Genomic DNA, 20,593 nt, shown 5'->3' with positions numbered 1-20,593 from the left:
TCTTTAGACTCTTGTACCCCTAAATTTGGCGGGAATTCGTTCCTGCCATTTTGCTTTTCTTGCAAGACAATAGCGTCGCAAGACAACAGTGGAGCTAGTAGATGGCAACTATCAACCAGCTGGTACGTCAGCCGCGTAAGCGTATCGTCGAGAAATCCGACGTGCCTGCGCTGCAGAACTGCCCGCAACGTCGTGGCGTATGCACTCGCGTGTATACCACTACGCCGAAAAAACCTAACTCGGCACTGCGTAAAGTATGCCGTGTGCGCCTGACCAACGGTTTCGAGGTTTCCTCGTACATCGGTGGTGAAGGTCACAACCTGCAAGAGCACAGCGTGGTACTGATCCGCGGCGGTCGTGTAAAAGACTTGCCAGGTGTTCGTTATCACACCGTTCGCGGCTCCTTGGATACTTCCGGCGTTAAAGGTCGTAACCAGGGTCGTTCGAAGTACGGTACCAAGAAGCCTAAGTAGTAGCGGCTTTTTGTAACACTGAATCATCTTATTTTCTGAGTCGATAAGAGTAAGGTCGGAGGCGTCCCGAAAGGGCACCGATTCCGAGCGAACCTGAAGACCGTTTGAGGGCTTATCCATGCCAAGAAGACGCGTAGCAGCCAAGCGCGAAGTGCTTGACGATCCAAAATACGGAAGCCAAATTCTGGCCAAGTTCATGAACCACGTAATGGAGAGCGGCAAGAAAGCCGTTGCCGAGCGTATCGTTTATGGCGCGCTGGAAAAGGTTAAAGAACGCAAGAACAGCGACCCCCTGGAAATCTTCGAGAAAGCTCTCGACGCCATCGCTCCGCTGGTCGAAGTGAAGTCGCGCCGTGTAGGCGGTGCTACTTACCAGGTTCCGGTTGAAGTTCGTCCGTCCCGTCGTAACGCTCTGGCAATGCGCTGGTTGGTAGACTTCGCCCGTAAGCGCGGCGAGAAGTCTATGGCTCTGCGTTTGGCCGGCGAGCTGTTGGACGCTGCTGAAGGTAAAGGTGCTGCTGTTAAGAAGCGTGAAGACGTGCACCGTATGGCTGAAGCTAACAAAGCTTTCTCGCACTACCGCTTCTAATCTTAGCTTCACTAATTTTGCGAGGGCTTTATGGCTCGTACTACTCCGATTAGCCGCTACCGTAACATCGGTATCGTTGCTCACGTGGATGCTGGTAAAACCACCACCACCGAGCGCGTACTGTTTTACACCGGCAAAAGTCACAAAATGGGCGAGGTGCATGACGGCGCCGCGACCACAGACTGGATGGTTCAGGAGCAGGAGCGTGGTATTACCATTACTTCTGCTGCTATTACCGCCTTCTGGAAGGGTTCCGAGAAGCAGTACAAAGACGAGCATCGCTTCAACGTAATCGATACACCGGGCCACGTAGACTTCACCATTGAAGTTGAACGTTCCCTGCGCGTACTCGACGGCGCTGTCGTTGTGTTCTGCGGTACCTCGGGTGTTGAGCCTCAGTCGGAAACCGTATGGCGTCAAGCCAACAAATACGGCGTTCCACGTCTTGTTTACGTAAACAAGATGGACCGTGCTGGCGCCAACTTCCTGCGCGTGATCGGTCAGATCAAACAGCGTCTGGGTCACACCCCGGTGCCAATCCAATTGGCTATCGGTTCCGAAGACAACTTCCAGGGTCAGATCGATCTGATCAACATGGAAGCGGTTTACTGGAATGACTCCGACAAAGGCATGGTGCCTGTTCGCAAGCCTATCCCTGCAGAACTGCAGGAGCTGGCTGACGAGTGGCGCAACAACATGGTCGAGGCTGCGGCCGAAGCCAGCGAAGAGCTGATGAACAAGTACCTCGAGGGTGAAGAACTCACCAACGTGGAAATCAAGGCTGCTCTGCGTCAGCGTACTATCGCTGGTGAGATCGTCCTGGCTGTTTGTGGTTCTTCCTTCAAGAACAAGGGTGTTCCCCTGGTTCTCGACGCCGTTATCGACTACCTGCCGGCTCCAACCGACATTCCTGCTATCAAGGGTACCAACCCTGATAACGAGGAAGAAGAAATGGAGCGTCACGCCGATGACAGCGAGCCGTTCTCGGCTCTGGCGTTCAAGATCGCAACCGACCCATTCGTGGGTACTTTGACCTTCGTCCGCGTTTACTCGGGCGTGTTGGCCTCCGGCGACGGCGTGATCAACTCGGTTAAAGGCAAGAAAGAGCGCGTGGGTCGTATGGTGCAAATGCACGCAAACGCCCGTGAAGAGATCAAGGAAGTACGCGCTGGTGACATCGCGGCCCTGATCGGCATGAAGGACGTCACCACGGGTGAGACTTTGTGCGACGCTGCCAAGCCAATCATCCTGGTTCGCATGGACTTCCCGGAGCCGGTTATTTCGGTTGCCGTAGAGCCTAAGACCAAGGATGACCAGGAAAAAATGGGTATCGCTCTGGGCAAGCTTGCTCAGGAAGATCCATCTTTCCGCGTCAAGACTGATGAAGAGACTGGTCAAACGATCATCTCCGGCATGGGCGAGCTGCACCTGGACATCCTGGTTGACCGGATGCGCCGTGAGTTCAACGTCGAAGCCAACATCGGTAAGCCTCAGGTTTCCTATCGTGAGCGCATCACGAAGAACTGTGAAATCGAAGGCAAGTTCGTTCGTCAGTCCGGCGGTCGTGGTCAGTTCGGTCACTGCTGGATCCGTTTTGCTCCTGCTGACGAAGGTCAGGAAGGTCTGCAATTCGTGAACGAAGTGGTAGGTGGTGTGGTTCCTAAGGAATACATCCCTGCTATCCAGAAGGGTATCGAAGAGCAGATGAAGAACGGTGTTGTTGCCGGCTATCCGCTGATCGGCCTGAAAGCAACCGTTTTTGACGGTTCTTACCACGACGTCGACTCCAACGAGATGGCGTTTAAGGTGGCTGCTTCCATGGCAACCAAGCAACTGGCCCAGAAGGGCGGTGGTGAGTTGCTTGAGCCAATCATGGCGGTAGAAGTTGTTACACCTGAAGACTATATGGGTGATGTCATGGGCGACCTTAACCGTCGTCGCGGCATGATCTTGGGTATGGAAGACACGGTTTCCGGCAAAGTGATTCGCGCCGAGGTTCCGTTGGGTGAGATGTTCGGTTACGCGACCGACGTTCGCTCCATGTCCCAGGGTCGCGCAAGCTACTCTATGGAATTCAAAAAATACAACACAGCTCCGGCGCACATCGCTGAAACTGTATCCAAAAAACAAGGCTGATTCAGTCCTTTAGGCAAGGAGTTAATTGTCGTGGCTAAAGAAAAATTTGATCGTTCCCTACCGCACGTAAACGTTGGCACCATCGGCCACGTTGACCACGGTAAAACTACTCTGACCGCTGCTCTGACTCGCGTCTGCTCCGAAGTTTTCGGTTCGGCTCGTGTTGACTTCGACAAGATCGACAGCGCACCAGAAGAAAAAGCTCGTGGTATCACCATCAACACCGCTCACGTTGAGTACAACTCGACTATTCGTCACTACGCTCACGTTGACTGCCCAGGTCACGCTGACTACGTGAAGAACATGATCACTGGTGCTGCCCAGATGGACGGCGCGATCCTGGTTTGCTCGGCCGCTGATGGTCCGATGCCACAAACCCGTGAACACATCCTGCTGTCCCGTCAGGTAGGCGTTCCGTACATCGTGGTTTTCCTGAACAAGGCTGACCTGGTAGACGACGCTGAGCTGCTGGAACTGGTTGAGATGGAAGTGCGCGATCTGCTGAGCACTTACGACTTCCCAGGTGACGACACTCCGATCATCATCGGTTCTGCTCGTATGGCTCTGGAAGGCAAAGACGACAACGAAATGGGCACCACTGCCGTTCGTAAACTGGTTGAGACTCTGGACAGCTACATCCCAGAACCAGTTCGTCTGACCGACAAGCCGTTCCTGATGCCAATCGAAGACGTATTCTCGATCTCCGGTCGCGGTACTGTTGTGACTGGTCGTATCGAGCGCGGTATCGTTCGCGTTCAAGATCCACTGGAAATCGTTGGTCTGCGTGACACTACCGTCACCACCTGCACCGGTGTTGAAATGTTCCGTAAGCTGCTCGACGAAGGTCGTGCTGGCGAGAACTGCGGTGTTCTGCTGCGTGGTACCAAGCGTGACGACGTTGAGCGTGGCCAGGTTCTGGTTAAGCCAGGTTCGGTTAAGCCTCACACCAAGTTCACCGCAGAAGTTTACGTTCTGAGCAAGGAAGAAGGCGGTCGTCACACTCCGTTCTTCAAGGGCTACCGTCCACAGTTCTACTTCCGTACTACTGACGTGACCGGTAACTGCGAACTGCCAGAAGGCGTTGAAATGGTAATGCCAGGCGATAACATTCAAATGACTGTTACCCTGATCAAAACTATCGCAATGGAAGACGGTCTGCGCTTCGCTATCCGTGAAGGCGGCCGTACCGTTGGTGCTGGCGTTGTAGCTAAAATCATCGAGTAATTATCTCTTCTGAGATAGCTCGGTTTTTTTGAGAAGGCCCCCGCTTAGCGGGGGCCTTTTTTATTGGGTTGACACCCATCGGGGGCGTCTATAGAATTGCGCCTCCTTTTAACGGGCGCATTGCGCCCGGTGGGAATAGCAGCCGGAGTCTGAAATCCAATGCAAAATCAGCAAATCCGTATCAGGTTGAAGGCTTTTGACCATCGCCTGATCGACCAATCCACCCAGGAAATCGTGGAAACCGCGAAACGTACTGGTGCTCAAGTGCGTGGTCCAATTCCACTGCCTACCCGTAAAGAGCGGTTCACCGTTCTGGTCTCCCCGCACGTCAACAAAGACGCGCGTGACCAGTACGAGATCCGTACTCATAAGCGCGTACTGGACATCGTCCAGCCAACGGATAAAACCGTTGATGCACTTATGAAGCTCGATCTGGCGGCCGGTGTGGAAGTACAGATCAGCCTCGGCTAAGACTCGGGTCTTAGTCGTGTAACGCTCTGAAATGGGCGGCCATAGCGGGTGAAAGCCCCGTACACTCATGAGGTTTACAACATGACTATTGGTGTAGTCGGTCGTAAATGCGGTATGACCCGTATTTTCACCGAAGAAGGTGTCTCCATTCCGGTCACGGTCATTGAGATCGAGCCGAATCGCGTCACCCAGTTCAAAACTGAAGAAACCGATGGCTATCGTGCAGTGCAAGTCACTGTCGGCGAGCGTCGTGCTTCGCGTGTGACTGCTGCTCAAGCAGGCCACTTCGCTAAAGCAAACGTTGCAGCTGGTCGCACCGTTATGGAGTTCCGTCTTGAAGACGGCGACTACCAGGCTGGCGATCTGATCAACGCTGAAATCTTCGCTGCTGGTCAACTGGTTGATGTAACCGGTCAGTCCAAAGGTAAAGGCTTCCAGGGTACGATCAAGCGTTGGAATTTCCGTGGCCAAGACAACACTCACGGTAACTCCGTTTCCCACCGCGTCCCGGGCTCTATTGGCCAGTGCCAGACTCCTGGTCGTGTATTCAAGGGCAAAAAAATGTCCGGTCATATGGGCGCTGAGCGCGTGACCGTGCAGTCCCTCGAAGTAGTGCGCGTCGACGCTGAACGCAATCTGTTGTTGGTCAAGGGTGCTGTTCCTGGCGCTACTGGCGGCAACCTGGTTGTACGTCCAGCGGCCAAGGCTCGCGGTTAAGGGGAAGCTGACATGCAATTAAATGTAAATGACGCTCAAGCGATCGAAGTTTCCGAACTGACATTTGGCGGCGAATTCAACGAGACGCTGGTTCACCAAGCAGTCGTGGCCTACATGGCCGGCGGCCGTCAAGGTAGCAAGCAGCAAAAGACCCGTTCCGACGTACGTGGTGGCGGTAAGCGCCCTTGGCGTCAGAAAGGTACTGGCCGTGCTCGTGCCGGTACTATCCGTAGCCCAATCTGGCGTGGCGGCGGTACCACTTTCGCAGCTCGTCCGCAGGATCACTCGCAGAAGCTCAACAAGAAGATGTACCGCGCAGCTCTGCGCTCCATCCTTGCTGAACTCGTGCGTACTGACCGTCTGGTCGTGGTTCAGGACTTCGCTGTTGAAAGCCCGAAAACCAAAGATCTGCTGGGCAAACTGAACAACATGAGCCTGACCGACGTTTTGATCGTGTCGGAAGCTGTTGATCAGAACCTGTACCTGGCTGCTCGCAACCTGCCACACGTTGATGTACGTGACGTGCAAGGTTCCGATCCAGTTAGTCTGATCGCATACGACAAGGTGTTGATCACCGTGTCGGCCGTGAAGAAATTCGAGGAGCTGCTGGGATGAACCAGGAACGCGTATTTAAAGTTCTGCTTGGCCCGCACGTTTCCGAAAAGGCTACGGTTCTGGCTGACAAGAAAGGCCAGTTCGTTTTCAAGGTTGCAACTGACGCAACCAAGCTGGAAATCAAGAAGGCCGTCGAAAGCCTGTTCAGCGTGAAAGTAGAGCGTGTTACTACCCTGAATGTTCTGGGTAAGAGCAAGCGCACTGCTCGCGGTCTGGGCAAGCGTAATGACTGGAAGAAGGCAGTTATCTCCCTTCAGCCAGGCCAAGATCTCGATTTCAGCAGCAGTGCTGAGTAAGGAAGGGGTGCATCATGGCAATCGTTAAATGCAAACCGACTTCCCCTGGCCGCCGTTTTGTGGTCAAGGTGGTCAACCAGGAGCTGCATAAAGGCGCTCCTCACGCACCGCTGCTCGAGAAAAAATCGAAGTCTGGTGGTCGTAACAACAATGGTCGCATTACCACTCGTCACATCGGTGGTGGCCATAAGCAGCATTATCGTCTGGTCGACTTCCGTCGCAACGACAAAGATGGCATCGCTGCCACTGTCGAGCGCATCGAATACGATCCAAACCGTACTGCTCACATCGCTCTGCTGTTGTACGCAGATGGCGAGCGTCGCTACATCATCGCCCCTAAAGGCGTGAGCGCTGGCGACCAGCTGATCGCAGGTGCCCTGGCACCGATCAAGCCGGGCAACGCTCTGCAACTGCGCAACATTCCAGTTGGTAGCACCGTACACGGCATCGAATTGAAGCCAGGTAAAGGCGCGCAAATCGCTCGTTCCGCTGGTGCTTCGGCTCAGCTGATCGCTCGTGAAGGTGTCTACGTGACCCTGCGTCTGCGTTCTGGTGAGATGCGTAAAGTGCTGGCTGAATGCCGCGCGACCCTGGGCGAAGTCTCGAACTCCGAGCACAGCCTGCGTTCGCTGGGTAAAGCTGGTGCCAAACGCTGGCGTGGCGTTCGCCCAACCGTTCGTGGTGTTGCCATGAACCCGGTTGACCACCCACACGGTGGTGGTGAAGGTCGTACCTCTGGTGGTCGTCATCCGGTATCGCCATGGGGCTTCCCGACTAAGGGCGCGAAGACTCGTGGTAATAAGCGTACCGACAAAATGATCGTCCGTCGTCGCAAGTAAATAGAGGGATACGACAGTGCCACGTTCTCTGAAAAAAGGTCCTTTTATTGATCTTCACCTACTGAAGAAGATCGAAGTGGCGGCGGAAAAGAACGATCGCAAACCAGTTAAGACCTGGTCGCGTCGTTCGATGATCCTGCCACAAATGGTCGGTCTGACCATCGCTGTACACAACGGTCGCTTGCACGTCCCAGTTCTCGTGAACGAAGACATGGTCGGCCACAAACTAGGCGAGTTTGCCGGTACCCGCACTTATCGTGGGCACGTGGCAGACAAGAAAGCCAAGCGTTAAGGGGTAAGGAAATGGAAGTAGCCGCTAAGTTGTCGGGCGCTCGAATCTCCGCCCAGAAAGCCCGCTTGGTCGCCGACCAGATCCGCGGGAAGAAGGTGGGCGAAGCGCTCAACCTGTTGGCTTTCAGCAGTAAGAAAGCCGCCGAGATCATGAAGAAAGTGCTGGAGTCGGCCGTAGCCAACGCCGAGCATAACGAAGGCGCAGACGTTGATGACCTGAAGGTCAGCACCGTTTTCGTCAACGAAGGGCGTTCGCTGAAGCGCATCATGCCACGTGCCAAAGGCCGTGCTGATCGCATCGTCAAGCGGTCTTGCCATATCACTGTCAAGGTTGCTGACAAGTAACGGAGTCGAAGAGATGGGTCAGAAAGTACATCCCATTGGCATTCGCCTGGGAATCGTCAAGGAGCACACCTCCGTCTGGTACGCAGACGGTCGGACTTATGCGGACTACTTGTTCGCTGATCTGAAGGTGCGTGAGTATCTCCAAGACAAACTAAAAAGCGCGTCCGTAAGCCGTATCGATATCCATCGTCCGGCGCAAACTGCACGTATCACCATCCACACCGCTCGTCCAGGTATCGTTATCGGGAAGAAAGGTGAAGATGTTGAGAAACTGCGTCAGGACCTGACCAAGCAAATGGGTGTGCCTGTGCACATCAATATCGAAGAGATCCGCAAGCCGGAGCTCGACGGTATGCTGGTTGCGCAGAGCGTAGCTCAGCAGCTGGAGCGTCGCGTAATGTTCCGTCGCGCTATGAAGCGCGCTGTACAGAACGCCATGCGCATTGGTGCCAAAGGCATCAAAATCCAAGTGAGCGGTCGTCTCGGCGGTGCTGAAATCGCACGTACTGAATGGTATCGCGAAGGTCGTGTGCCACTGCACACCCTGCGTGCCGACATCGACTATGCCAACTACGAAGCTCACACCACTTACGGTGTGATCGGTGTAAAGGTTTGGATCTTCAAAGGCGAAGTAATTGGTGGTCGCCAAGAAGAACTGAAACCACAAGCACCAGCGCCTCGTAAAAAAGCTGCTAAGTAAGGGGTACGCCAAATGTTGCAACCTAAGCGTACGAAGTTCCGCAAGCAGATGACAGGCCACAACCGTGGTCTGGCTCAGCGCGGTAGCAAAGTCAGCTTCGGCGAGTTCGCGCTGAAGTCTGTAGCTCGTGGTCGTCTCACCGCTCGTCAGATCGAGTCAGCGCGTCGTGCTCTGACCCGTCACGTAAAACGTGGCGGCAAGATCTGGATCCGTGTATTCCCGGACAAGCCGATCTCCAAAAAACCTCTCGAGGTTCGGATGGGTAAAGGTAAGGGTAACGTGGAGTACTGGGTAGCCCAGATTCAGCCAGGCAAAGTCCTGTATGAAATCGAGGGTGTTTCTGAAGAGCTGGCGCGTGAGGCTTTCGCCCTGGCTGCTGCAAAGCTGCCGCTCGCCACCTCCTTTGTTAAACGGACGGTGATGTGATGAAAGCGAATGAACTTCGTGAAAAATCCGCACAGCAGCTGAACGAGCAACTGCTCGGCCTGCTGCGCGACCAGTTCAATCTGCGTATGCAGAAAGCAACTGGCCAGTTGGGGCAGTCTCATCTGCTCTCGCAAGTTAAGCGTGACATCGCTCGCGTGAAGACTGTGCTCAACCAGCAGGCAGGTAAGTGATCATGGCTGAAGCCGAAAAGACTGTCCGTACGCTGACTGGCCGTGTTGTCAGCGACAAGATGGACAAAACCATCACCGTTCTGATCGAGCGTCGCGTTAAGCACCCGATCTACGGTAAATATGTTAAGCGTTCGACTAAGCTGCACGCGCACGACGAAACCAATCAGTGCCACATCGGCGACAAAGTCACTATTCGTGAAACTCGTCCGCTGGCCAAGACCAAGTCTTGGGCACTGGTTGATGTTCTCGAACGCGCTGTGGAAGTCTAAGGACTAGGGGTCGGAGAAATTATATGATTCAGACTCAATCCATGCTCGATGTGGCCGATAACAGCGGCGCTCGCCGTGTTATGTGCATCAAGGTGCTGGGTGGCTCCCATCGTCGTTACGCTGGTATCGGTGACATCATCAAAGTTACCGTGAAGGAAGCAATTCCTCGCGGTAAAGTGAAAAAAGGCCAAGTGATGACTGCTGTTGTAGTCCGCACTCGTCACGGCGTACGTCGTGCTGATGGCTCCATTATCCGCTTTGATGGCAACGCTGCTGTTCTTCTGAACAACAAGCAAGAGCCGATCGGCACCCGTATCTTTGGGCCAGTGACCCGTGAGCTTCGTACTGAGAAGTTCATGAAGATCGTCTCGCTCGCCCCAGAAGTGCTGTAAGGAGATCCGACATGCAAAAGATTCGTCGTGACGACGAGATCATCGTGATCGCCGGCAAAGACAAAGGTAAGCGCGGTAAGGTGCTTAAGGTTCTCGCTAATAACCGTCTGGTTATCGGTGGTCTGAACCTGGTCAAGCGTCATACCAAGCCTAACCCGATGTCGGGCGTGCAGGGCGGTATCGTCGAGAAAGAAGCTCCGCTGGACGCTTCTAACGTCGCCATCTTCAACGGCGAAACCAACAAGGCTGACCGCGTTGGTTTCAAAGTAGAAGACGGTAAGAAAATTCGTGTCTTCAAGTCGACCCAAAAAGCGGTTGATGCTTGAACACTGCTAGGTAGATTAGACCATGGCACGACTACAAGAGATTTACCGGAAGGAAATCGCCCCTAAGCTTAAGGAAGAACTTAAGCTTGGGAACGTGATGGAAGTTCCGCGCGTTACCAAAATCACCCTGAACATGGGTTTGGGCGAAGCGATCGGTGACAAAAAAGTCATCGAGCACGCTGTTGCTGACCTGGAAAAGATCACCGGCCAGAAAGTCGTTGTGACTTACGCTCGGAAATCCATCGCTGGCTTTAAAGTCCGTGAAGGTTGGCCGATCGGCGTCAAAGTGACCCTGCGCCGTGAGCGTATGTACGAATTCCTGGATCGTCTGCTGTCGATCTCCCTGCCTCGGGTTCGCGACTTCCGCGGCCTGAATGCCAAGTCCTTCGATGGTCGTGGTAACTACAGCATGGGCGTGAAAGAGCAGATCATCTTCCCGGAAATCGACTACGACAAGATCGATGCTCTCCGCGGTCTGGACATCACCCTGACCACCACTGCCAAGAACGATGATGAAGGTCGCGCCCTGTTGCGTGCTTTCAAATTCCCGTTCCGCAACTGATTGGAGTAGGACCATGGCCAAGATGAGCATGAAAAACCGCGAGCTGAAACGTCAGCTCACGGTTGCCAAGTACGCCAAGAAGCGTGCAGCACTGAAAGCAATCATCGTTGATCTGAACGCAAGTCCAGAAGCGCGTTGGGAAGCTACAGTTGCTCTGCAGAAGCAGCCACGTGATGCAAGCGCTTCGCGCATGCGTAACCGCTGCCGCCTGACCGGTCGTCCACACGGCGTTTACCGCAAGTTCGGCCTCGGCCGTAACAAACTGCGTGAAGCGGCAATGCGTGGTGACGTACCTGGTCTGGTTAAAGCCAGCTGGTAAGTACTTTCAGCGTCCAGGTGGTCGATGTCGCAAGATACTGACCGCCGGTGACCTTGAATCTGGAACAAGCCCCTTTTGGGGCTTGTTTCATTTCTGGAGTGTGTCTAAAATACGCGGCTCGCCTGAGCCCGTGTGTTTTACCCGGAGATTCTCGGCGACATATGTAGCCGCAAGGCTAATTTTTTTGTATTAGGAGCGTCTAGCCCATGAGTATGCAGGACCCGTTAGCGGACATGCTAACTCGTATCCGTAATGCCCAGATGGCTGAAAAGTCCGTCGTAAGCATGCCATCTTCCAAGTTGAAGGTTGCTGTTGCCAAAGTCCTGAAAGACGAAGGCTACATTGCGGGTTATCAGATCAGCAGCGATGTAAAAGCACTGCTGTCCATCGAGCTGAAGTACTTCGAAGGCCGTTCGGTCATCGAGGAAGTGAAGCGCGTTAGCCGTCCAGGCCTGCGTCAGTACAAGTCCGCTGAAGATCTGCCGAAAGTTCGTGGCGGTCTGGGCGTGTCTATCGTCTCCACCAACAAAGGTGTGATGACGGATCGTGCTGCGCGCGCTGCCGGTGTCGGCGGCGAAGTTCTTTGCACTGTGTTCTAAGGGGGGATAAGCATGTCTCGCGTCGCTAAGAACCCCGTTAAGCTGCCAGCCGGTGTCGAAGTCAAATTCGCAGGCCAACAGCTTTCGGTGAAGGGTGCCAAGGGTACTCTTGAACTGAACATCCATTCGTCCGTTGAGATCGTTGAAGAAGCGGGTGAGCTGCGTTTTGCTGCTCGCAATGGCGATCAACAAACTCGCGCAATGGCCGGTACCACGCGTGCGTTGGTAAACAACATGGTCCAAGGCGTAAGCCAAGGCTTCGAGCGTAAGCTCCAGCTGGTCGGTGTTGGTTACAAAGCGCAAGCAAAAGGCACGGTTTTGAACCTGGCCCTTGGCTTCTCGCACCCTGTGGATTACGAACTGCCAGCGGGCATCACTGCTGAGACTCCTAGCCAGACCGATATCCTGATCAAGGGCATCGACAAGCAGCTGGTAGGTCAAGTGGCCGCTGAGATCCGCGACTTCCGTCCACCAGAGCCGTACAAAGGCAAAGGTGTGCGCTACGCGGACGAAGTCGTCCGTCGTAAAGAAGCCAAGAAGAAGTAGGGCATAGCAAATGACCGACAAAAAAGTTACTCGACTGCGTCGCGCTCGCAAAGCACGCCTGAAAATGCACGAACTCGAAGTCGTGCGTCTCTGCGTGTTCCGCTCGTCGCAGCACATCTACGCCCAGGTCATCTCGGCCGACGGCAACAAAGTCCTGGCAAGCGCCTCGACTTTGGATAAAGAACTGCGTGATGGTGCCACCGGCAACATCGACGCGGCCACAAAGGTTGGCCAGCTGGTCGCTACGCGTGCTAAGGCCGCTGGCGTCTCGCAAGTGGCTTTCGACCGCTCTGGCTTCAAGTACCACGGTCGCGTGAAAGCGCTGGCTGATGCTGCTCGTGAAGCTGGGCTGGAGTTCTAAGTTATGTCAAATAACGACCAAAAGCGCGACGAAGGCTACATTGAGAAGCTGGTTCAAGTTAACCGCGTAGCCAAAACCGTTAAAGGCGGCCGTATCTTCACTTTCACCGCGTTGACCGTGGTAGGTGATGGTAAAGGGCGTGTTGGCTTCGGCCGTGGCAAGTCACGTGAAGTGCCTGCTGCGATCCAGAAAGCAATGGAAGCTGCTCGTCGCAACATGATCCAAGTTGATCTGAACGGCACCACGCTGCAGTACGCAATGAAGTCCGCCCATGGCGCTTCGAAGGTGTACATGCAGCCTGCTTCTGAAGGTACCGGTATCATCGCTGGCGGCGCTATGCGTGCTGTCCTCGAAGTTGCTGGCGTTCAGAACGTTCTGGCCAAATGCTACGGCTCGACTAACCCGGTTAACGTGGTTCACGCCACTTTCAAAGGTTTGAAAGCTATGCAATCTCCTGAGTCCATCGCTGCCAAGCGTGGTCTGACTGTCAAGGAGATCTTCTGATCATGGCTACCGTTAAAGTAACGCTGATCAAAAGCATGACCGGCCGCATCCCTAACCACAAACTGTGCGTTAAAGGTCTGGGTCTGCGTCGCATCGGTCACACTGTAGAAGTCCAGGATACTCCCGAGAATCGCGGGATGATCAACAAGGCTTACTACATGCTGCGTGTAGAGGGTTAATCGATGAAACTCAATGATCTGAGTCCAGCGCCGGGTTCCCGTCGCGAAAAGCATCGTCCGGGCCGTGGTATCGGTAGCGGTTTGGGTAAGACTGGTGGCCGTGGCCACAAAGGTCAAACCTCCCGCTCCGGTGGCACCATTGCTCCAGGCTTTGAAGGCGGTCAACAGCCGCTGCATCGTCGCCTGCCTAAGTTCGGTTTCGTATCCCTGAAAGCCATGGATCGCGCAGAAGTGCGTCTGTCCGAGCTGGCTAAAGTGGAAGGCGACATCGTTACTGTGCAGACCCTGAAAGATGCCAACGTGATCAACGTCAACGTACAGCGTGTGAAAATCATGCTGTCCGGTGAAGTGACTCGCGCTGTCACTATCGGCAAGGGAATCGGCGCCACCAAGGGTGCGCGTTCGGCTATCGAAGCAGCTGGCGGCAAGTTCGAGGAATAAATGGCTAAGCAAGGTGCTCTCTCAGCGCTCGGCAAAGGCGGTATGTCTGAACTTTGGGCTCGTCTGCGTTTTCTGTTCCTGGCGATTATCGTCTACCGAATAGGCGCACACATCCCGGTTCCAGGTATCAACCCGGACCGACTCGCAGACCTGTTTCGACAGAATGAGGGGACCATTCTTAGCTTGTTCAACATGTTTTCCGGCGGCGCGCTGGAGCGGATGAGCATCTTTGCACTGGGGATCATGCCGTACATCTCGGCATCGATCATCATGCAACTGATGACCGCCGTCAGTCCGCAGCTGGAGCAGTTGAAGAAGGAAGGTGAAGCTGGCCGTCGCAAGATTAGCCAGTACACCCGCTACGGCACTGTCATCCTCGCCCTGGTTCAAGCTATCGGCATGTCCGTTGGCCTGGCCGGGCAGGGTGTTGCGTTCACTGGTGACTTTGGCTTCCATTTCGTCGCGGTATCCACGTTTGTGGCTGGTGCGATGTTCATGATGTGGCTGGGTGAGCAGATTACTGAGCGTGGTGTTGGCAACGGTATCTCGATGTTGATTTTCGCAGGTATCGTCGCCGGTCTTCCGAGAGCGATTGGGCAGTCTTTCGAGTCTGCACGTCAGGGTGATATCAATATCTTTGCCTTGGTTGCCATCGGTTTGCTGGCAGTAGCGATTATCGGTTTTGTGGTGTTCATTGAGCGTGGTCAGCGTCGTATTGCTGTTCACTACGCCAAGCGTCAGCAGGGCCGTAAGGTTTTTGCTGCGCAGACCAGCCACTTGCCGCTGAAAGTGAATATGGCCGGTGTTATTCCGGCAATTTTCGCGAGCAGCATTTTGCTGTTTCCGGCTTCGTTGGGTACCTGGTTTGGTCAGTCTGAAAATATGGGCTGGCTGCAGGACCTCTCTCAGTCGATCGCTCCTGGTCAGCCGTTGAATATTCTGCTGTTTAGTGCAGGGATTATTTTCTTCTGCTTCTTCTATACGGCGTTGATGTTCAATCCGAAAGACGTAGCGGAAAACCTGAAGAAGTCCGGTGCCTTTATTCCGGGCATCCGTCCAGGTGAGCAGTCTGCGCGCTACATTGATGGCGTTCTGACTCGTTTGACCCTGTTCGGTGCTCTATATATGACGGCCGTGTGCTTGTTGCCCCAGTTCCTGGTGGTTGCAGCAAACGTTCCGTTCTACCTTGGCGGGACCTCGTTGCTGATCGTGGTCGTGGTTGTGATGGACTTCATGTCCCAAGTACAATCGCACCTCGTTTCGCACCAGTACGAATCCCTGATGAAGAAAGCCAACCTGAAGGGCTACGGCAGCGGCATGTTGCGCTGAGTACCCCATAAGGTTCGAGGAGTTGGTGATGAAAGTTCGTGCATCGGTGAAAAAGCTGTGCCGTAACTGCAAGATTATTCGCCGCGAAGGTGTTGTTCGAGTAATTTGCAGCGCGGAACCGCGTCACAAACAGCGCCAAGGCTGAGTGTGATCCGCTTGAAGCCCGGCAGCTAGTGCGCTGCCGGGTTGATTATTTGTTATTACAGCGATATTATCTCGCGCCCTATTTCTTGGCTTCCGGGGCGTAGGTAGCTGTCAATTGGAGTCCCACTGAATGGCCCGTATTGCAGGCGTTAACATTCCAGATAACAAGCACACTGTTATCTCGCTGACCTACATCTATGGTGTTGGTCGCACTACTGCACAGAAAATTTGTGCAGTCGCTGGTGTAAATCCAGCCGCTAAGATCAAGGATCTGAGCGACGAGCAGATTGAACAGCTGCGTGGCGAAGTGGCGAAGTTCACCACTGAAGGTGACCTGCGTCGCGAAATCAACATGAAAATCAAGCGTTTGATGGACCTCGGTTGCTATCGCGGTCTGCGTCATCGTCGTGGTCTTCCAGTACGCGGTCAGCGTACCAAGACTAACGCGCGTACCCGTAAAGGTCCGCGTAAGCCGATCCGCAAGTAATCGCCCCAGCGAATCGACAGGAAAATTATCATGGCAAAACCTGCTGCTCGTCCTCGTAAAAAAGTTAAAAAGACAGTGGTTGATGGCATCGCCCACATCCATGCTTCTTTTAACAACACCATCGTGACCATCACCGACCGTCAAGGTAACGCGCTTTCTTGGGCTACCTCCGGTGGTTCGGGTTTCCGCGGTTCCCGCAAGTCCACCCCGTTTGCTGCTCAAGTAGCTGCTGAACGTGCTGGTCAAGCTGCGCTGGAATACGGCCTGAAAAACCTCGACGTTAACGTCAAAGGTCCAGGTCCAGGTCGTGAGTCTGCTGTCCGTGCTTTGAACGGCTGTGGCTATAAGATCGCCAGCATCACCGACGTGACGCCAATCCCGCACAACGGGTGCCGTCCGCCGAAGAAGCGCCGCGTGTAATCCAGGAGATTGTAAAGAATGGCTCGTTACATTGGTCCAAAATGCAAACTCGCTCGTCGCGAAGGCACCGATCTCTTTCTGAAGAGCGGCGTGCGCGCGATCGAATCGAAGTGCAACATCGAAGCAGCACCTGGTATCCACGGCCAACGCCGCGGTCGCCAGTCCGACTACGGCACCCAACTGCGTGAAAAGCAGAAGGTCCGTCGTATCTACGGCGTTCTCGAGCGTCAGTTCAGCGGCTACTACAAAGAAGCTGCTGGCAAGAAAGGTGCAACCGGTGAAAACCTGCTGCAACTGCTCGAATGCCGTCTGGACAACGTTGTATACCGTATGGGCTTTGGTTCGACTCGTGCCGAATCCCGTCAGCTGGTATCGCACAAGTCGATCAGCGTTAACGGTCAGACCGTAAACGTTCCGTCCTACCAGGTTCGTGCTGGTGACGTGGTCGCAGTTCGCGAGAAAGCAAAAAACCAACTTCGCATTGTCCAAGCTCTCGATCTGTGTGCCCAACGTGGCCGCGTAGAATGGGTAGAAGTAGACACTGAGAAGAAGTCGGGCGTTTTCAAGAACGTTCCTGCTCGCAGTGATCTGTCCGCCGACATCAACGAAAGCCTGATTGTCGAGCTCTACTCCAAGTAAGGGCTAGAAAATAGGTGCATCCATGCAGATTTCGGTAAATGAGTTCCTGACACCCCGCCACATTGATGTGCAGGTTGTCAGTCCAACCCGCGCTAAGATCACTCTCGAGCCTCTCGAGCGTGGTTTTGGCCACACCCTGGGCAACGCGCTGCGCCGCATCCTGTTGTCCTCAATGCCCGGCTGTGCAGTAGTCGAGGCCGAGATTGACGGTGTGCTCCACGAGTACAGCGCCATCGAAGGTGTACAGGAAGACGTAATTGAAATCCTGTTGAACCTTAAAGGTCTGGCTATCAAGCTGCACGGCCGTGACGAAGTTACGCTGACCTTGTCGAAGAAGGGTTCGGGGGTGGTTACCGCTGCCGATATTCAGCTGGATCATGATGTCGAGATCGTTAACCCCGATCACGTAATCGCTAACCTGGCGTCTAACGGCGCCCTGAACATGAAGCTCACCGTAGCTCGTGGTCGTGGTTATGAACCGGCCGACTCGCGTCAGAGCGATGAAGACGAAAGCCGCAGCATTGGTCGCTTGCAGCTTGACTCTTCGTTCAGCCCGGTTCGCCGCATCGCATACGTGGTGGAAAACGCCCGTGTCGAGCAGCGTACTAACCTGGACAAGCTGGTTATTGATCTGGAAACCAACGGTACTCTGGATCCTGAAGAGGCTATCCGTCGCGCTGCAACCATCCTGCAACAGCAGTTGGCTGCGTTCGTCGACCTCAAGGGTGACACCGAACCAGTGGTAATCGAGCAGGAAGACGAGATCGATCCGATCCTGCTTCGCCCGGTTGACGATCTGGAACTGACTGTACGTTCGGCTAACTGCCTTAAGGCGGAAAACATTTACTACATCGGCGACCTGATTCAGCGTACCGAAGTAGAACTGTTGAAGACTCCGAACCTGGGCAAGAAATCCTTGACTGAAATCAAGGACGTTCTGGCCTCCCGCGGTCTGTCCCTCGGCATGCGCCTCGACAACTGGCCGCCTGCAAGTCTTAAGAAGGACGACAAGGCGACTGCCTGATCGTCGTAATCACCGAACGTGAGTTTGGTAAGGAATGAACCATGCGTCATCGTAAAAGTGGTCGTCACCTGAGCCGTACCAGCTCGCACCGCAAGGCCATGTTCCAAAACATGGCGGTGTCGCTGTTCGAGCACGAGCTGATCAAAACTACACTGCCGAAAGCTAAAGAACTGCGTCGCGTTGCTGAGCCGCTGATTACTTTGGCCAAGACAGACAGCCTGGCTAACCGCCGTCTGGCTTTCGACCGTACTCGTTCGAAAGCTATCGTTGGTAAGCTCTTCAACGACCTGGGCAAGCGTTACGCTACCCGTGAGGGTGGCTACCTGCGCATCCTCAAGTGCGGTTTCCGCGCTGGCGACAACGCGCCTATGGCGTACGTCGAGTTGGTTGATCGTGCTACTGCTGGCGAAGCTGTAAGCGCCGAGTAAGACGACAAGCTGTAACGAAGAACCGGGCCTAGTGCCCGGTTTTTTGTGCGCGTTAGAAAAGCGCGATTTGTACAAGCTTCCGTCGATTGTGCTTGGCACTATGCACGAGGGGAGTTTGGTAGTTATTTTCTATCGAGGCCTACAATTTAATGAATTTGTAGGCGTCATGATGATGATCAATACTCCCTCCAAGCCGATTAGCCGGCAGTTTCAAGTCCGACCTGAGGGAAATTGAGCATGAGCCAGAATAAAATCCTTACGACCGCCAGCGGTGCTCCCGTTGCGGACAACCAGAATTCCCGTTCCGCAGGCCCGCGTGGCCCGTTGCTCCTCGACGATTTTCACCTGATTGAGAAGCTCGCTCACTTCAACCGTGAAAACATCCCTGAACGCCGCGTACACGCCAAAGGCTCGGGTGCCTATGGCACTTTCACGGTCACCAAAGACATTACCCAATACACCAGTGCTAAGTTGTTCGAGTCAGTCGGCAAGCAGACGCCGACTTTCCTGCGCTTTTCTACGGTAGGTGGTGAGCGCGGTTCGGCTGATACCGAGCGCGACCCACGCGGGTTCGCCCTTAAGTTCTACACCGAAGAAGGCAACTGGGACATCGTGGGTAACAACACCCCTGTGTTCTTCATTCGCGATCCGTTGAAGTTTCCTGACTTCATCCATACCCAGAAGCGCTTGCCGCAAAGCAACCTGAAAAGCGCGCAAATGATGTGGGACTTCTGGTCTCACTCCCCTGAGGCGTTGCACCAGGTCACCATTCTGTTTTCCGACCGTGGCATTCCCGATGGCTACCGCCATATGCACGGTTTTGGCAGCCACACCTATAGCCTGATCAACGCCAAGGGCGAGCGTCACTGGGTCAAGTGGCACTACAAAACCAAACAGGGCATCAAGAACCTGGCGCCGGCCGAAGCTGCACGTTTGGCCGGTACTGACCCTGATTACGCCCAGCGCGATCTCTTTGGCGCGATCGAGCGCGGTGACTTCCCGAAATGGCGCGTGTGCATCCAGATCATGACCGAGGCCCAGGCCAACGCTCATTACGAGAATCCTTTCGATGTGACCAAAACCTGGTCGCAGAAGGAATTCCCTTTGATCGAAGTCGGCGAACTGGAGTTGAACCGCAACCCGCAGAACTACTTTGCTGAAGTGGAGCAAGCCGCATTCGGTCCGAGCAATATGGTTCCAGGCGTAGGCCTGTCGCCAGACCGCATGCTGCAAGGTCGTGTATTCGCCTACGCAGATGCCCACCGCTACCGCGTTGGTACCAATCACCAGCAACTGCCGGTGAACGCCCCACGTAGCCCAGTAAACAGCTACCAGCGTGATGGCTCGATGGCATTCGGCAGTAACGGTGGTGCGGCGCCTAATTACGAGCCGAACAGCTACGCCGATGCACCGAAGCAAGCGCCACAGTATGCAGAGCCTGCACTGGCACTTAATGGCGCGGCTGACCGCTACGATCACAGAGAGGACACTGATTACTACAGTCACGCAGGTGCGCTGTTCCGCCTGATGAGCGATGAGCAGAAAGCGTTGCTCACCAACAACATTGCCGGCGCAATGGGTGGCGTTTCCAGCGACGTGGTTCAGCGCCAGCTGCAACACTTCTACAAGGCTGATCCTGCTTATGGAGAAGCAATCGCAAAGGCGTTGGGTGTATCGCTTAACTGACTCTAAACGATAAGCAGAACCGCCCTCATTTGGGCGGTTTTTGCGTTAAATCCGCTACTTTTCTCGGGAAATCTTCACTTTTCTGCCGTTGGTCCCGTGACCTTCGAGTCATCATGGTTCAAACTACAGACTTTCAAGCAGGGAGATGTAGGGCGATGCAAGGTCACCCCGACGTAATCGATTACCTCAACACGTTGCTGACGGGCGAACTGGCGGCTCGTGACCAATATTTCATCCATTCGCGCATGTACGAAGACTGGGGCTTTACCGAGCTCTACGAGCGTATCAACCACGAGATGGAAGAAGAAGCACAGCACGCCGACGCACTGATGCGCCGAATCCTCATGCTCGAAGGCACGCCGCGTATGCGTCCGGATGACCTGGATGTGGGTACTACGGTCCCTGAGATGCTCGCTGCCGACCTGCGCCTCGAATACAAGGTCCGTGCCGCGCTTTGCAAAGGCATCGAGCTCTGTGAACAGCACAGCGACTTTGTCACTCGGGAAATCCTGCGGGTGCAGTTGAATGATACCGAAGAAGATCACACCTACTGGCTGGAAAAGCAGCTGGGCCTGATCAAGTTGATTGGCCTGGAGAATTACCTGCAATCGCAGTTCTGATTCCC

Annotated in this window: 34 protein-coding genes; all 34 read left to right on the top strand. The window is 54.5% G+C overall.

All coding sequences use genetic code 11. The features are described 5' to 3' along the window. Nucleotides 1-101: 101 nt before the first annotated feature. Complete coding sequence (gene rpsL / locus LUU92_RS25970; protein ID WP_002555494.1) at nucleotides 102-473, top strand: 30S ribosomal protein S12; 372 nt, start codon at nucleotides 102-104, stop codon at nucleotides 471-473. Between the two features lie 118 nt (nucleotides 474-591). After that, nucleotides 592-1,062, top strand: a complete 471-nt coding sequence (gene rpsG, locus LUU92_RS25965) for a 30S ribosomal protein S7 (RefSeq protein WP_002555493.1) — start codon at nucleotides 592-594, stop codon at nucleotides 1,060-1,062. A 30-nt stretch (nucleotides 1,063-1,092) separates the two neighbouring features. Next, on the top strand, nucleotides 1,093-3,198 hold the full coding sequence (gene fusA, locus LUU92_RS25960) for an elongation factor G (RefSeq protein WP_010206921.1): 2,106 nt from the start codon (nucleotides 1,093-1,095) through the stop codon (nucleotides 3,196-3,198). Between the two features lie 30 nt (nucleotides 3,199-3,228). Then, the gene (tuf, locus tag LUU92_RS25955; RefSeq protein ID WP_010206920.1) at nucleotides 3,229-4,422 is read left to right on the top strand and encodes an elongation factor Tu; all 1,194 of its coding nucleotides are present in this window, start codon (nucleotides 3,229-3,231) and stop codon (nucleotides 4,420-4,422) included. 159 nt (nucleotides 4,423-4,581) lie between these two features. Then, nucleotides 4,582-4,893, top strand: a complete 312-nt coding sequence (gene rpsJ, locus LUU92_RS25950) for a 30S ribosomal protein S10 (RefSeq protein WP_003186070.1) — start codon at nucleotides 4,582-4,584, stop codon at nucleotides 4,891-4,893. An 81-nt stretch (nucleotides 4,894-4,974) separates the two neighbouring features. Continuing rightward, nucleotides 4,975-5,610, top strand: coding sequence for a 50S ribosomal protein L3 (rplC, locus tag LUU92_RS25945; protein ID WP_003194649.1), 636 nt, complete (start codon nucleotides 4,975-4,977; stop codon nucleotides 5,608-5,610). 12 nt (nucleotides 5,611-5,622) lie between these two features. Then, nucleotides 5,623-6,225 (top strand): 50S ribosomal protein L4, encoded by a 603-nt coding sequence (gene rplD, locus LUU92_RS25940; RefSeq protein ID WP_003176424.1) that lies wholly within the window; start codon nucleotides 5,623-5,625, stop codon nucleotides 6,223-6,225. Beyond that, nucleotides 6,222-6,521, top strand: coding sequence for a 50S ribosomal protein L23 (rplW, locus tag LUU92_RS25935; protein ID WP_002555488.1), 300 nt, complete (start codon nucleotides 6,222-6,224; stop codon nucleotides 6,519-6,521). Before rplD ends, rplW begins: the two co-directional genes overlap by 4 nt. Before the next feature lie 14 nt (nucleotides 6,522-6,535). Then, complete coding sequence (rplB, locus tag LUU92_RS25930; protein ID WP_003186055.1) at nucleotides 6,536-7,360, top strand: 50S ribosomal protein L2; 825 nt, start codon at nucleotides 6,536-6,538, stop codon at nucleotides 7,358-7,360. Between the two features lie 16 nt (nucleotides 7,361-7,376). Next, nucleotides 7,377-7,652 carry a 30S ribosomal protein S19 gene (rpsS, locus tag LUU92_RS25925; protein ID WP_003232420.1) on the top strand — a complete coding sequence of 92 codons (276 nt, stop codon included), beginning with the start codon at nucleotides 7,377-7,379 and terminating at the stop codon, nucleotides 7,650-7,652. Nucleotides 7,653-7,663: 11 nt separating this feature from the next. Beyond that, nucleotides 7,664-7,996: a 50S ribosomal protein L22 gene (gene rplV, locus LUU92_RS25920; protein ID WP_003103908.1), complete on the top strand. Its 333-nt coding sequence runs from the start codon at nucleotides 7,664-7,666 to the stop codon at nucleotides 7,994-7,996. A 13-nt stretch (nucleotides 7,997-8,009) separates the two neighbouring features. After that, nucleotides 8,010-8,696 (top strand): 30S ribosomal protein S3, encoded by a 687-nt coding sequence (gene rpsC, locus LUU92_RS25915; protein ID WP_003176422.1) that lies wholly within the window; start codon nucleotides 8,010-8,012, stop codon nucleotides 8,694-8,696. Between the two features lie 12 nt (nucleotides 8,697-8,708). Beyond that, nucleotides 8,709-9,122, top strand: a complete 414-nt coding sequence (gene rplP, locus LUU92_RS25910; RefSeq protein WP_003176421.1) for a 50S ribosomal protein L16 — start codon at nucleotides 8,709-8,711, stop codon at nucleotides 9,120-9,122. Then, nucleotides 9,122-9,313, top strand: a complete 192-nt coding sequence (gene rpmC, locus LUU92_RS25905) for a 50S ribosomal protein L29 (RefSeq protein WP_002555481.1) — start codon at nucleotides 9,122-9,124, stop codon at nucleotides 9,311-9,313. The genes rplP and rpmC overlap by 1 nt, the downstream gene beginning before the upstream one ends. A 2-nt stretch (nucleotides 9,314-9,315) precedes the next feature. Continuing rightward, nucleotides 9,316-9,582, top strand: a complete 267-nt coding sequence (gene rpsQ / locus LUU92_RS25900) for a 30S ribosomal protein S17 (RefSeq protein WP_003176419.1) — start codon at nucleotides 9,316-9,318, stop codon at nucleotides 9,580-9,582. A 23-nt stretch (nucleotides 9,583-9,605) separates the two neighbouring features. Next, complete coding sequence (rplN, locus tag LUU92_RS25895; RefSeq protein WP_002555479.1) at nucleotides 9,606-9,974, top strand: 50S ribosomal protein L14; 369 nt, start codon at nucleotides 9,606-9,608, stop codon at nucleotides 9,972-9,974. Between the two features lie 11 nt (nucleotides 9,975-9,985). Beyond that, on the top strand, nucleotides 9,986-10,300 hold the full coding sequence (gene rplX / locus LUU92_RS25890) for a 50S ribosomal protein L24 (protein WP_003176416.1): 315 nt from the start codon (nucleotides 9,986-9,988) through the stop codon (nucleotides 10,298-10,300). A gap of 22 nt (nucleotides 10,301-10,322) precedes the next feature. Then, nucleotides 10,323-10,862, top strand: a complete 540-nt coding sequence (gene rplE / locus LUU92_RS25885) for a 50S ribosomal protein L5 (RefSeq protein ID WP_003194642.1) — start codon at nucleotides 10,323-10,325, stop codon at nucleotides 10,860-10,862. Between the two features lie 13 nt (nucleotides 10,863-10,875). Beyond that, nucleotides 10,876-11,181: a 30S ribosomal protein S14 gene (gene rpsN, locus LUU92_RS25880; RefSeq protein WP_003176414.1), complete on the top strand. Its 306-nt coding sequence runs from the start codon at nucleotides 10,876-10,878 to the stop codon at nucleotides 11,179-11,181. A gap of 206 nt (nucleotides 11,182-11,387) precedes the next feature. After that, nucleotides 11,388-11,780 carry a 30S ribosomal protein S8 gene (gene rpsH, locus LUU92_RS25875; protein WP_010206883.1) on the top strand — a complete coding sequence of 131 codons (393 nt, stop codon included), beginning with the start codon at nucleotides 11,388-11,390 and terminating at the stop codon, nucleotides 11,778-11,780. Nucleotides 11,781-11,792: 12 nt separating this feature from the next. Next, nucleotides 11,793-12,326 (top strand): 50S ribosomal protein L6, encoded by a 534-nt coding sequence (gene rplF, locus LUU92_RS25870; RefSeq protein ID WP_003194640.1) that lies wholly within the window; start codon nucleotides 11,793-11,795, stop codon nucleotides 12,324-12,326. Between the two features lie 10 nt (nucleotides 12,327-12,336). Beyond that, nucleotides 12,337-12,687, top strand: coding sequence for a 50S ribosomal protein L18 (gene rplR / locus LUU92_RS25865; RefSeq protein ID WP_003186037.1), 351 nt, complete (start codon nucleotides 12,337-12,339; stop codon nucleotides 12,685-12,687). A gap of 3 nt (nucleotides 12,688-12,690) precedes the next feature. Then, entirely contained in the window at nucleotides 12,691-13,191 is a 501-nt protein-coding gene (gene rpsE / locus LUU92_RS25860) for a 30S ribosomal protein S5 (RefSeq protein ID WP_003176409.1), read from the top strand. 2 nt (nucleotides 13,192-13,193) lie between these two features. Continuing rightward, nucleotides 13,194-13,370 carry a 50S ribosomal protein L30 gene (rpmD, locus tag LUU92_RS25855; protein WP_003176408.1) on the top strand — a complete coding sequence of 59 codons (177 nt, stop codon included), beginning with the start codon at nucleotides 13,194-13,196 and terminating at the stop codon, nucleotides 13,368-13,370. A gap of 3 nt (nucleotides 13,371-13,373) precedes the next feature. Continuing rightward, on the top strand, nucleotides 13,374-13,811 hold the full coding sequence (rplO, locus tag LUU92_RS25850) for a 50S ribosomal protein L15 (protein ID WP_003176407.1): 438 nt from the start codon (nucleotides 13,374-13,376) through the stop codon (nucleotides 13,809-13,811). Further along, the gene (gene secY, locus LUU92_RS25845) at nucleotides 13,812-15,140 is read left to right on the top strand and encodes a preprotein translocase subunit SecY (protein WP_003176406.1); all 1,329 of its coding nucleotides are present in this window, start codon (nucleotides 13,812-13,814) and stop codon (nucleotides 15,138-15,140) included. It abuts the gene before it with no gap. Nucleotides 15,141-15,168: 28 nt separating this feature from the next. Continuing rightward, nucleotides 15,169-15,285, top strand: coding sequence for a 50S ribosomal protein L36 (rpmJ, locus tag LUU92_RS25840; protein WP_002555468.1), 117 nt, complete (start codon nucleotides 15,169-15,171; stop codon nucleotides 15,283-15,285). Between the two features lie 129 nt (nucleotides 15,286-15,414). Next, on the top strand, nucleotides 15,415-15,771 hold the full coding sequence (gene rpsM / locus LUU92_RS25835) for a 30S ribosomal protein S13 (RefSeq protein WP_003194635.1): 357 nt from the start codon (nucleotides 15,415-15,417) through the stop codon (nucleotides 15,769-15,771). Between the two features lie 30 nt (nucleotides 15,772-15,801). Beyond that, nucleotides 15,802-16,191, top strand: a complete 390-nt coding sequence (gene rpsK, locus LUU92_RS25830; RefSeq protein WP_002555466.1) for a 30S ribosomal protein S11 — start codon at nucleotides 15,802-15,804, stop codon at nucleotides 16,189-16,191. Between the two features lie 18 nt (nucleotides 16,192-16,209). After that, the gene (gene rpsD / locus LUU92_RS25825) at nucleotides 16,210-16,830 is read left to right on the top strand and encodes a 30S ribosomal protein S4 (RefSeq protein WP_003176404.1); all 621 of its coding nucleotides are present in this window, start codon (nucleotides 16,210-16,212) and stop codon (nucleotides 16,828-16,830) included. A 22-nt stretch (nucleotides 16,831-16,852) separates the two neighbouring features. After that, nucleotides 16,853-17,854: a DNA-directed RNA polymerase subunit alpha gene (locus tag LUU92_RS25820; RefSeq protein ID WP_257102834.1), complete on the top strand. Its 1,002-nt coding sequence runs from the start codon at nucleotides 16,853-16,855 to the stop codon at nucleotides 17,852-17,854. A 41-nt stretch (nucleotides 17,855-17,895) separates the two neighbouring features. Next, nucleotides 17,896-18,282 (top strand): 50S ribosomal protein L17, encoded by a 387-nt coding sequence (gene rplQ / locus LUU92_RS25815; protein ID WP_003176402.1) that lies wholly within the window; start codon nucleotides 17,896-17,898, stop codon nucleotides 18,280-18,282. A gap of 237 nt (nucleotides 18,283-18,519) precedes the next feature. Beyond that, nucleotides 18,520-19,968, top strand: a complete 1,449-nt coding sequence (locus LUU92_RS25810; RefSeq protein WP_222540508.1) for a catalase — start codon at nucleotides 18,520-18,522, stop codon at nucleotides 19,966-19,968. Between the two features lie 155 nt (nucleotides 19,969-20,123). Beyond that, nucleotides 20,124-20,588: a bacterioferritin gene (bfr, locus tag LUU92_RS25805; RefSeq protein WP_257102833.1), complete on the top strand. Its 465-nt coding sequence runs from the start codon at nucleotides 20,124-20,126 to the stop codon at nucleotides 20,586-20,588. The last annotated feature ends 5 nt before the right edge of the window (nucleotides 20,589-20,593 follow it).

This window comes from Pseudomonas extremorientalis (genome assembly GCF_024584605.1).
GTDB classification, from domain to species: domain Bacteria; phylum Pseudomonadota; class Gammaproteobacteria; order Pseudomonadales; family Pseudomonadaceae; genus Aquipseudomonas; species Aquipseudomonas extremorientalis.
This window is presented reverse-complemented; position numbering and strand designations above follow the sequence as displayed.

Coding starts and splice junctions, on each gene's coding strand:
- rpsL (WP_002555494.1), top strand. CDS start 102: ATGGCAACTATCAACCAGCTGGTACGTCAGCCGCGTAAGCGTATCGTC.
- rpsG (WP_002555493.1), top strand. CDS start 592: ATGCCAAGAAGACGCGTAGCAGCCAAGCGCGAAGTGCTTGACGATCCA.
- fusA (WP_010206921.1), top strand. CDS start 1,093: ATGGCTCGTACTACTCCGATTAGCCGCTACCGTAACATCGGTATCGTT.
- rpsJ (WP_003186070.1), top strand. CDS start 4,582: ATGCAAAATCAGCAAATCCGTATCAGGTTGAAGGCTTTTGACCATCGC.
- rplC (WP_003194649.1), top strand. CDS start 4,975: ATGACTATTGGTGTAGTCGGTCGTAAATGCGGTATGACCCGTATTTTC.
- rplD (WP_003176424.1), top strand. CDS start 5,623: ATGCAATTAAATGTAAATGACGCTCAAGCGATCGAAGTTTCCGAACTG.
- rplW (WP_002555488.1), top strand. CDS start 6,222: ATGAACCAGGAACGCGTATTTAAAGTTCTGCTTGGCCCGCACGTTTCC.
- rplB (WP_003186055.1), top strand. CDS start 6,536: ATGGCAATCGTTAAATGCAAACCGACTTCCCCTGGCCGCCGTTTTGTG.
- rplV (WP_003103908.1), top strand. CDS start 7,664: ATGGAAGTAGCCGCTAAGTTGTCGGGCGCTCGAATCTCCGCCCAGAAA.
- rpsC (WP_003176422.1), top strand. CDS start 8,010: ATGGGTCAGAAAGTACATCCCATTGGCATTCGCCTGGGAATCGTCAAG.
- rplP (WP_003176421.1), top strand. CDS start 8,709: ATGTTGCAACCTAAGCGTACGAAGTTCCGCAAGCAGATGACAGGCCAC.
- rpmC (WP_002555481.1), top strand. CDS start 9,122: ATGAAAGCGAATGAACTTCGTGAAAAATCCGCACAGCAGCTGAACGAG.
- rpsQ (WP_003176419.1), top strand. CDS start 9,316: ATGGCTGAAGCCGAAAAGACTGTCCGTACGCTGACTGGCCGTGTTGTC.
- rplN (WP_002555479.1), top strand. CDS start 9,606: ATGATTCAGACTCAATCCATGCTCGATGTGGCCGATAACAGCGGCGCT.
- rplX (WP_003176416.1), top strand. CDS start 9,986: ATGCAAAAGATTCGTCGTGACGACGAGATCATCGTGATCGCCGGCAAA.
- rplE (WP_003194642.1), top strand. CDS start 10,323: ATGGCACGACTACAAGAGATTTACCGGAAGGAAATCGCCCCTAAGCTT.
- rpsN (WP_003176414.1), top strand. CDS start 10,876: ATGGCCAAGATGAGCATGAAAAACCGCGAGCTGAAACGTCAGCTCACG.
- rpsH (WP_010206883.1), top strand. CDS start 11,388: ATGAGTATGCAGGACCCGTTAGCGGACATGCTAACTCGTATCCGTAAT.
- rplF (WP_003194640.1), top strand. CDS start 11,793: ATGTCTCGCGTCGCTAAGAACCCCGTTAAGCTGCCAGCCGGTGTCGAA.
- rplR (WP_003186037.1), top strand. CDS start 12,337: ATGACCGACAAAAAAGTTACTCGACTGCGTCGCGCTCGCAAAGCACGC.
- rpsE (WP_003176409.1), top strand. CDS start 12,691: ATGTCAAATAACGACCAAAAGCGCGACGAAGGCTACATTGAGAAGCTG.
- rpmD (WP_003176408.1), top strand. CDS start 13,194: ATGGCTACCGTTAAAGTAACGCTGATCAAAAGCATGACCGGCCGCATC.
- rplO (WP_003176407.1), top strand. CDS start 13,374: ATGAAACTCAATGATCTGAGTCCAGCGCCGGGTTCCCGTCGCGAAAAG.
- secY (WP_003176406.1), top strand. CDS start 13,812: ATGGCTAAGCAAGGTGCTCTCTCAGCGCTCGGCAAAGGCGGTATGTCT.
- rpmJ (WP_002555468.1), top strand. CDS start 15,169: ATGAAAGTTCGTGCATCGGTGAAAAAGCTGTGCCGTAACTGCAAGATT.
- rpsM (WP_003194635.1), top strand. CDS start 15,415: ATGGCCCGTATTGCAGGCGTTAACATTCCAGATAACAAGCACACTGTT.
- rpsK (WP_002555466.1), top strand. CDS start 15,802: ATGGCAAAACCTGCTGCTCGTCCTCGTAAAAAAGTTAAAAAGACAGTG.
- rpsD (WP_003176404.1), top strand. CDS start 16,210: ATGGCTCGTTACATTGGTCCAAAATGCAAACTCGCTCGTCGCGAAGGC.
- LUU92_RS25820 (WP_257102834.1), top strand. CDS start 16,853: ATGCAGATTTCGGTAAATGAGTTCCTGACACCCCGCCACATTGATGTG.
- rplQ (WP_003176402.1), top strand. CDS start 17,896: ATGCGTCATCGTAAAAGTGGTCGTCACCTGAGCCGTACCAGCTCGCAC.
- LUU92_RS25810 (WP_222540508.1), top strand. CDS start 18,520: ATGAGCCAGAATAAAATCCTTACGACCGCCAGCGGTGCTCCCGTTGCG.
- bfr (WP_257102833.1), top strand. CDS start 20,124: ATGCAAGGTCACCCCGACGTAATCGATTACCTCAACACGTTGCTGACG.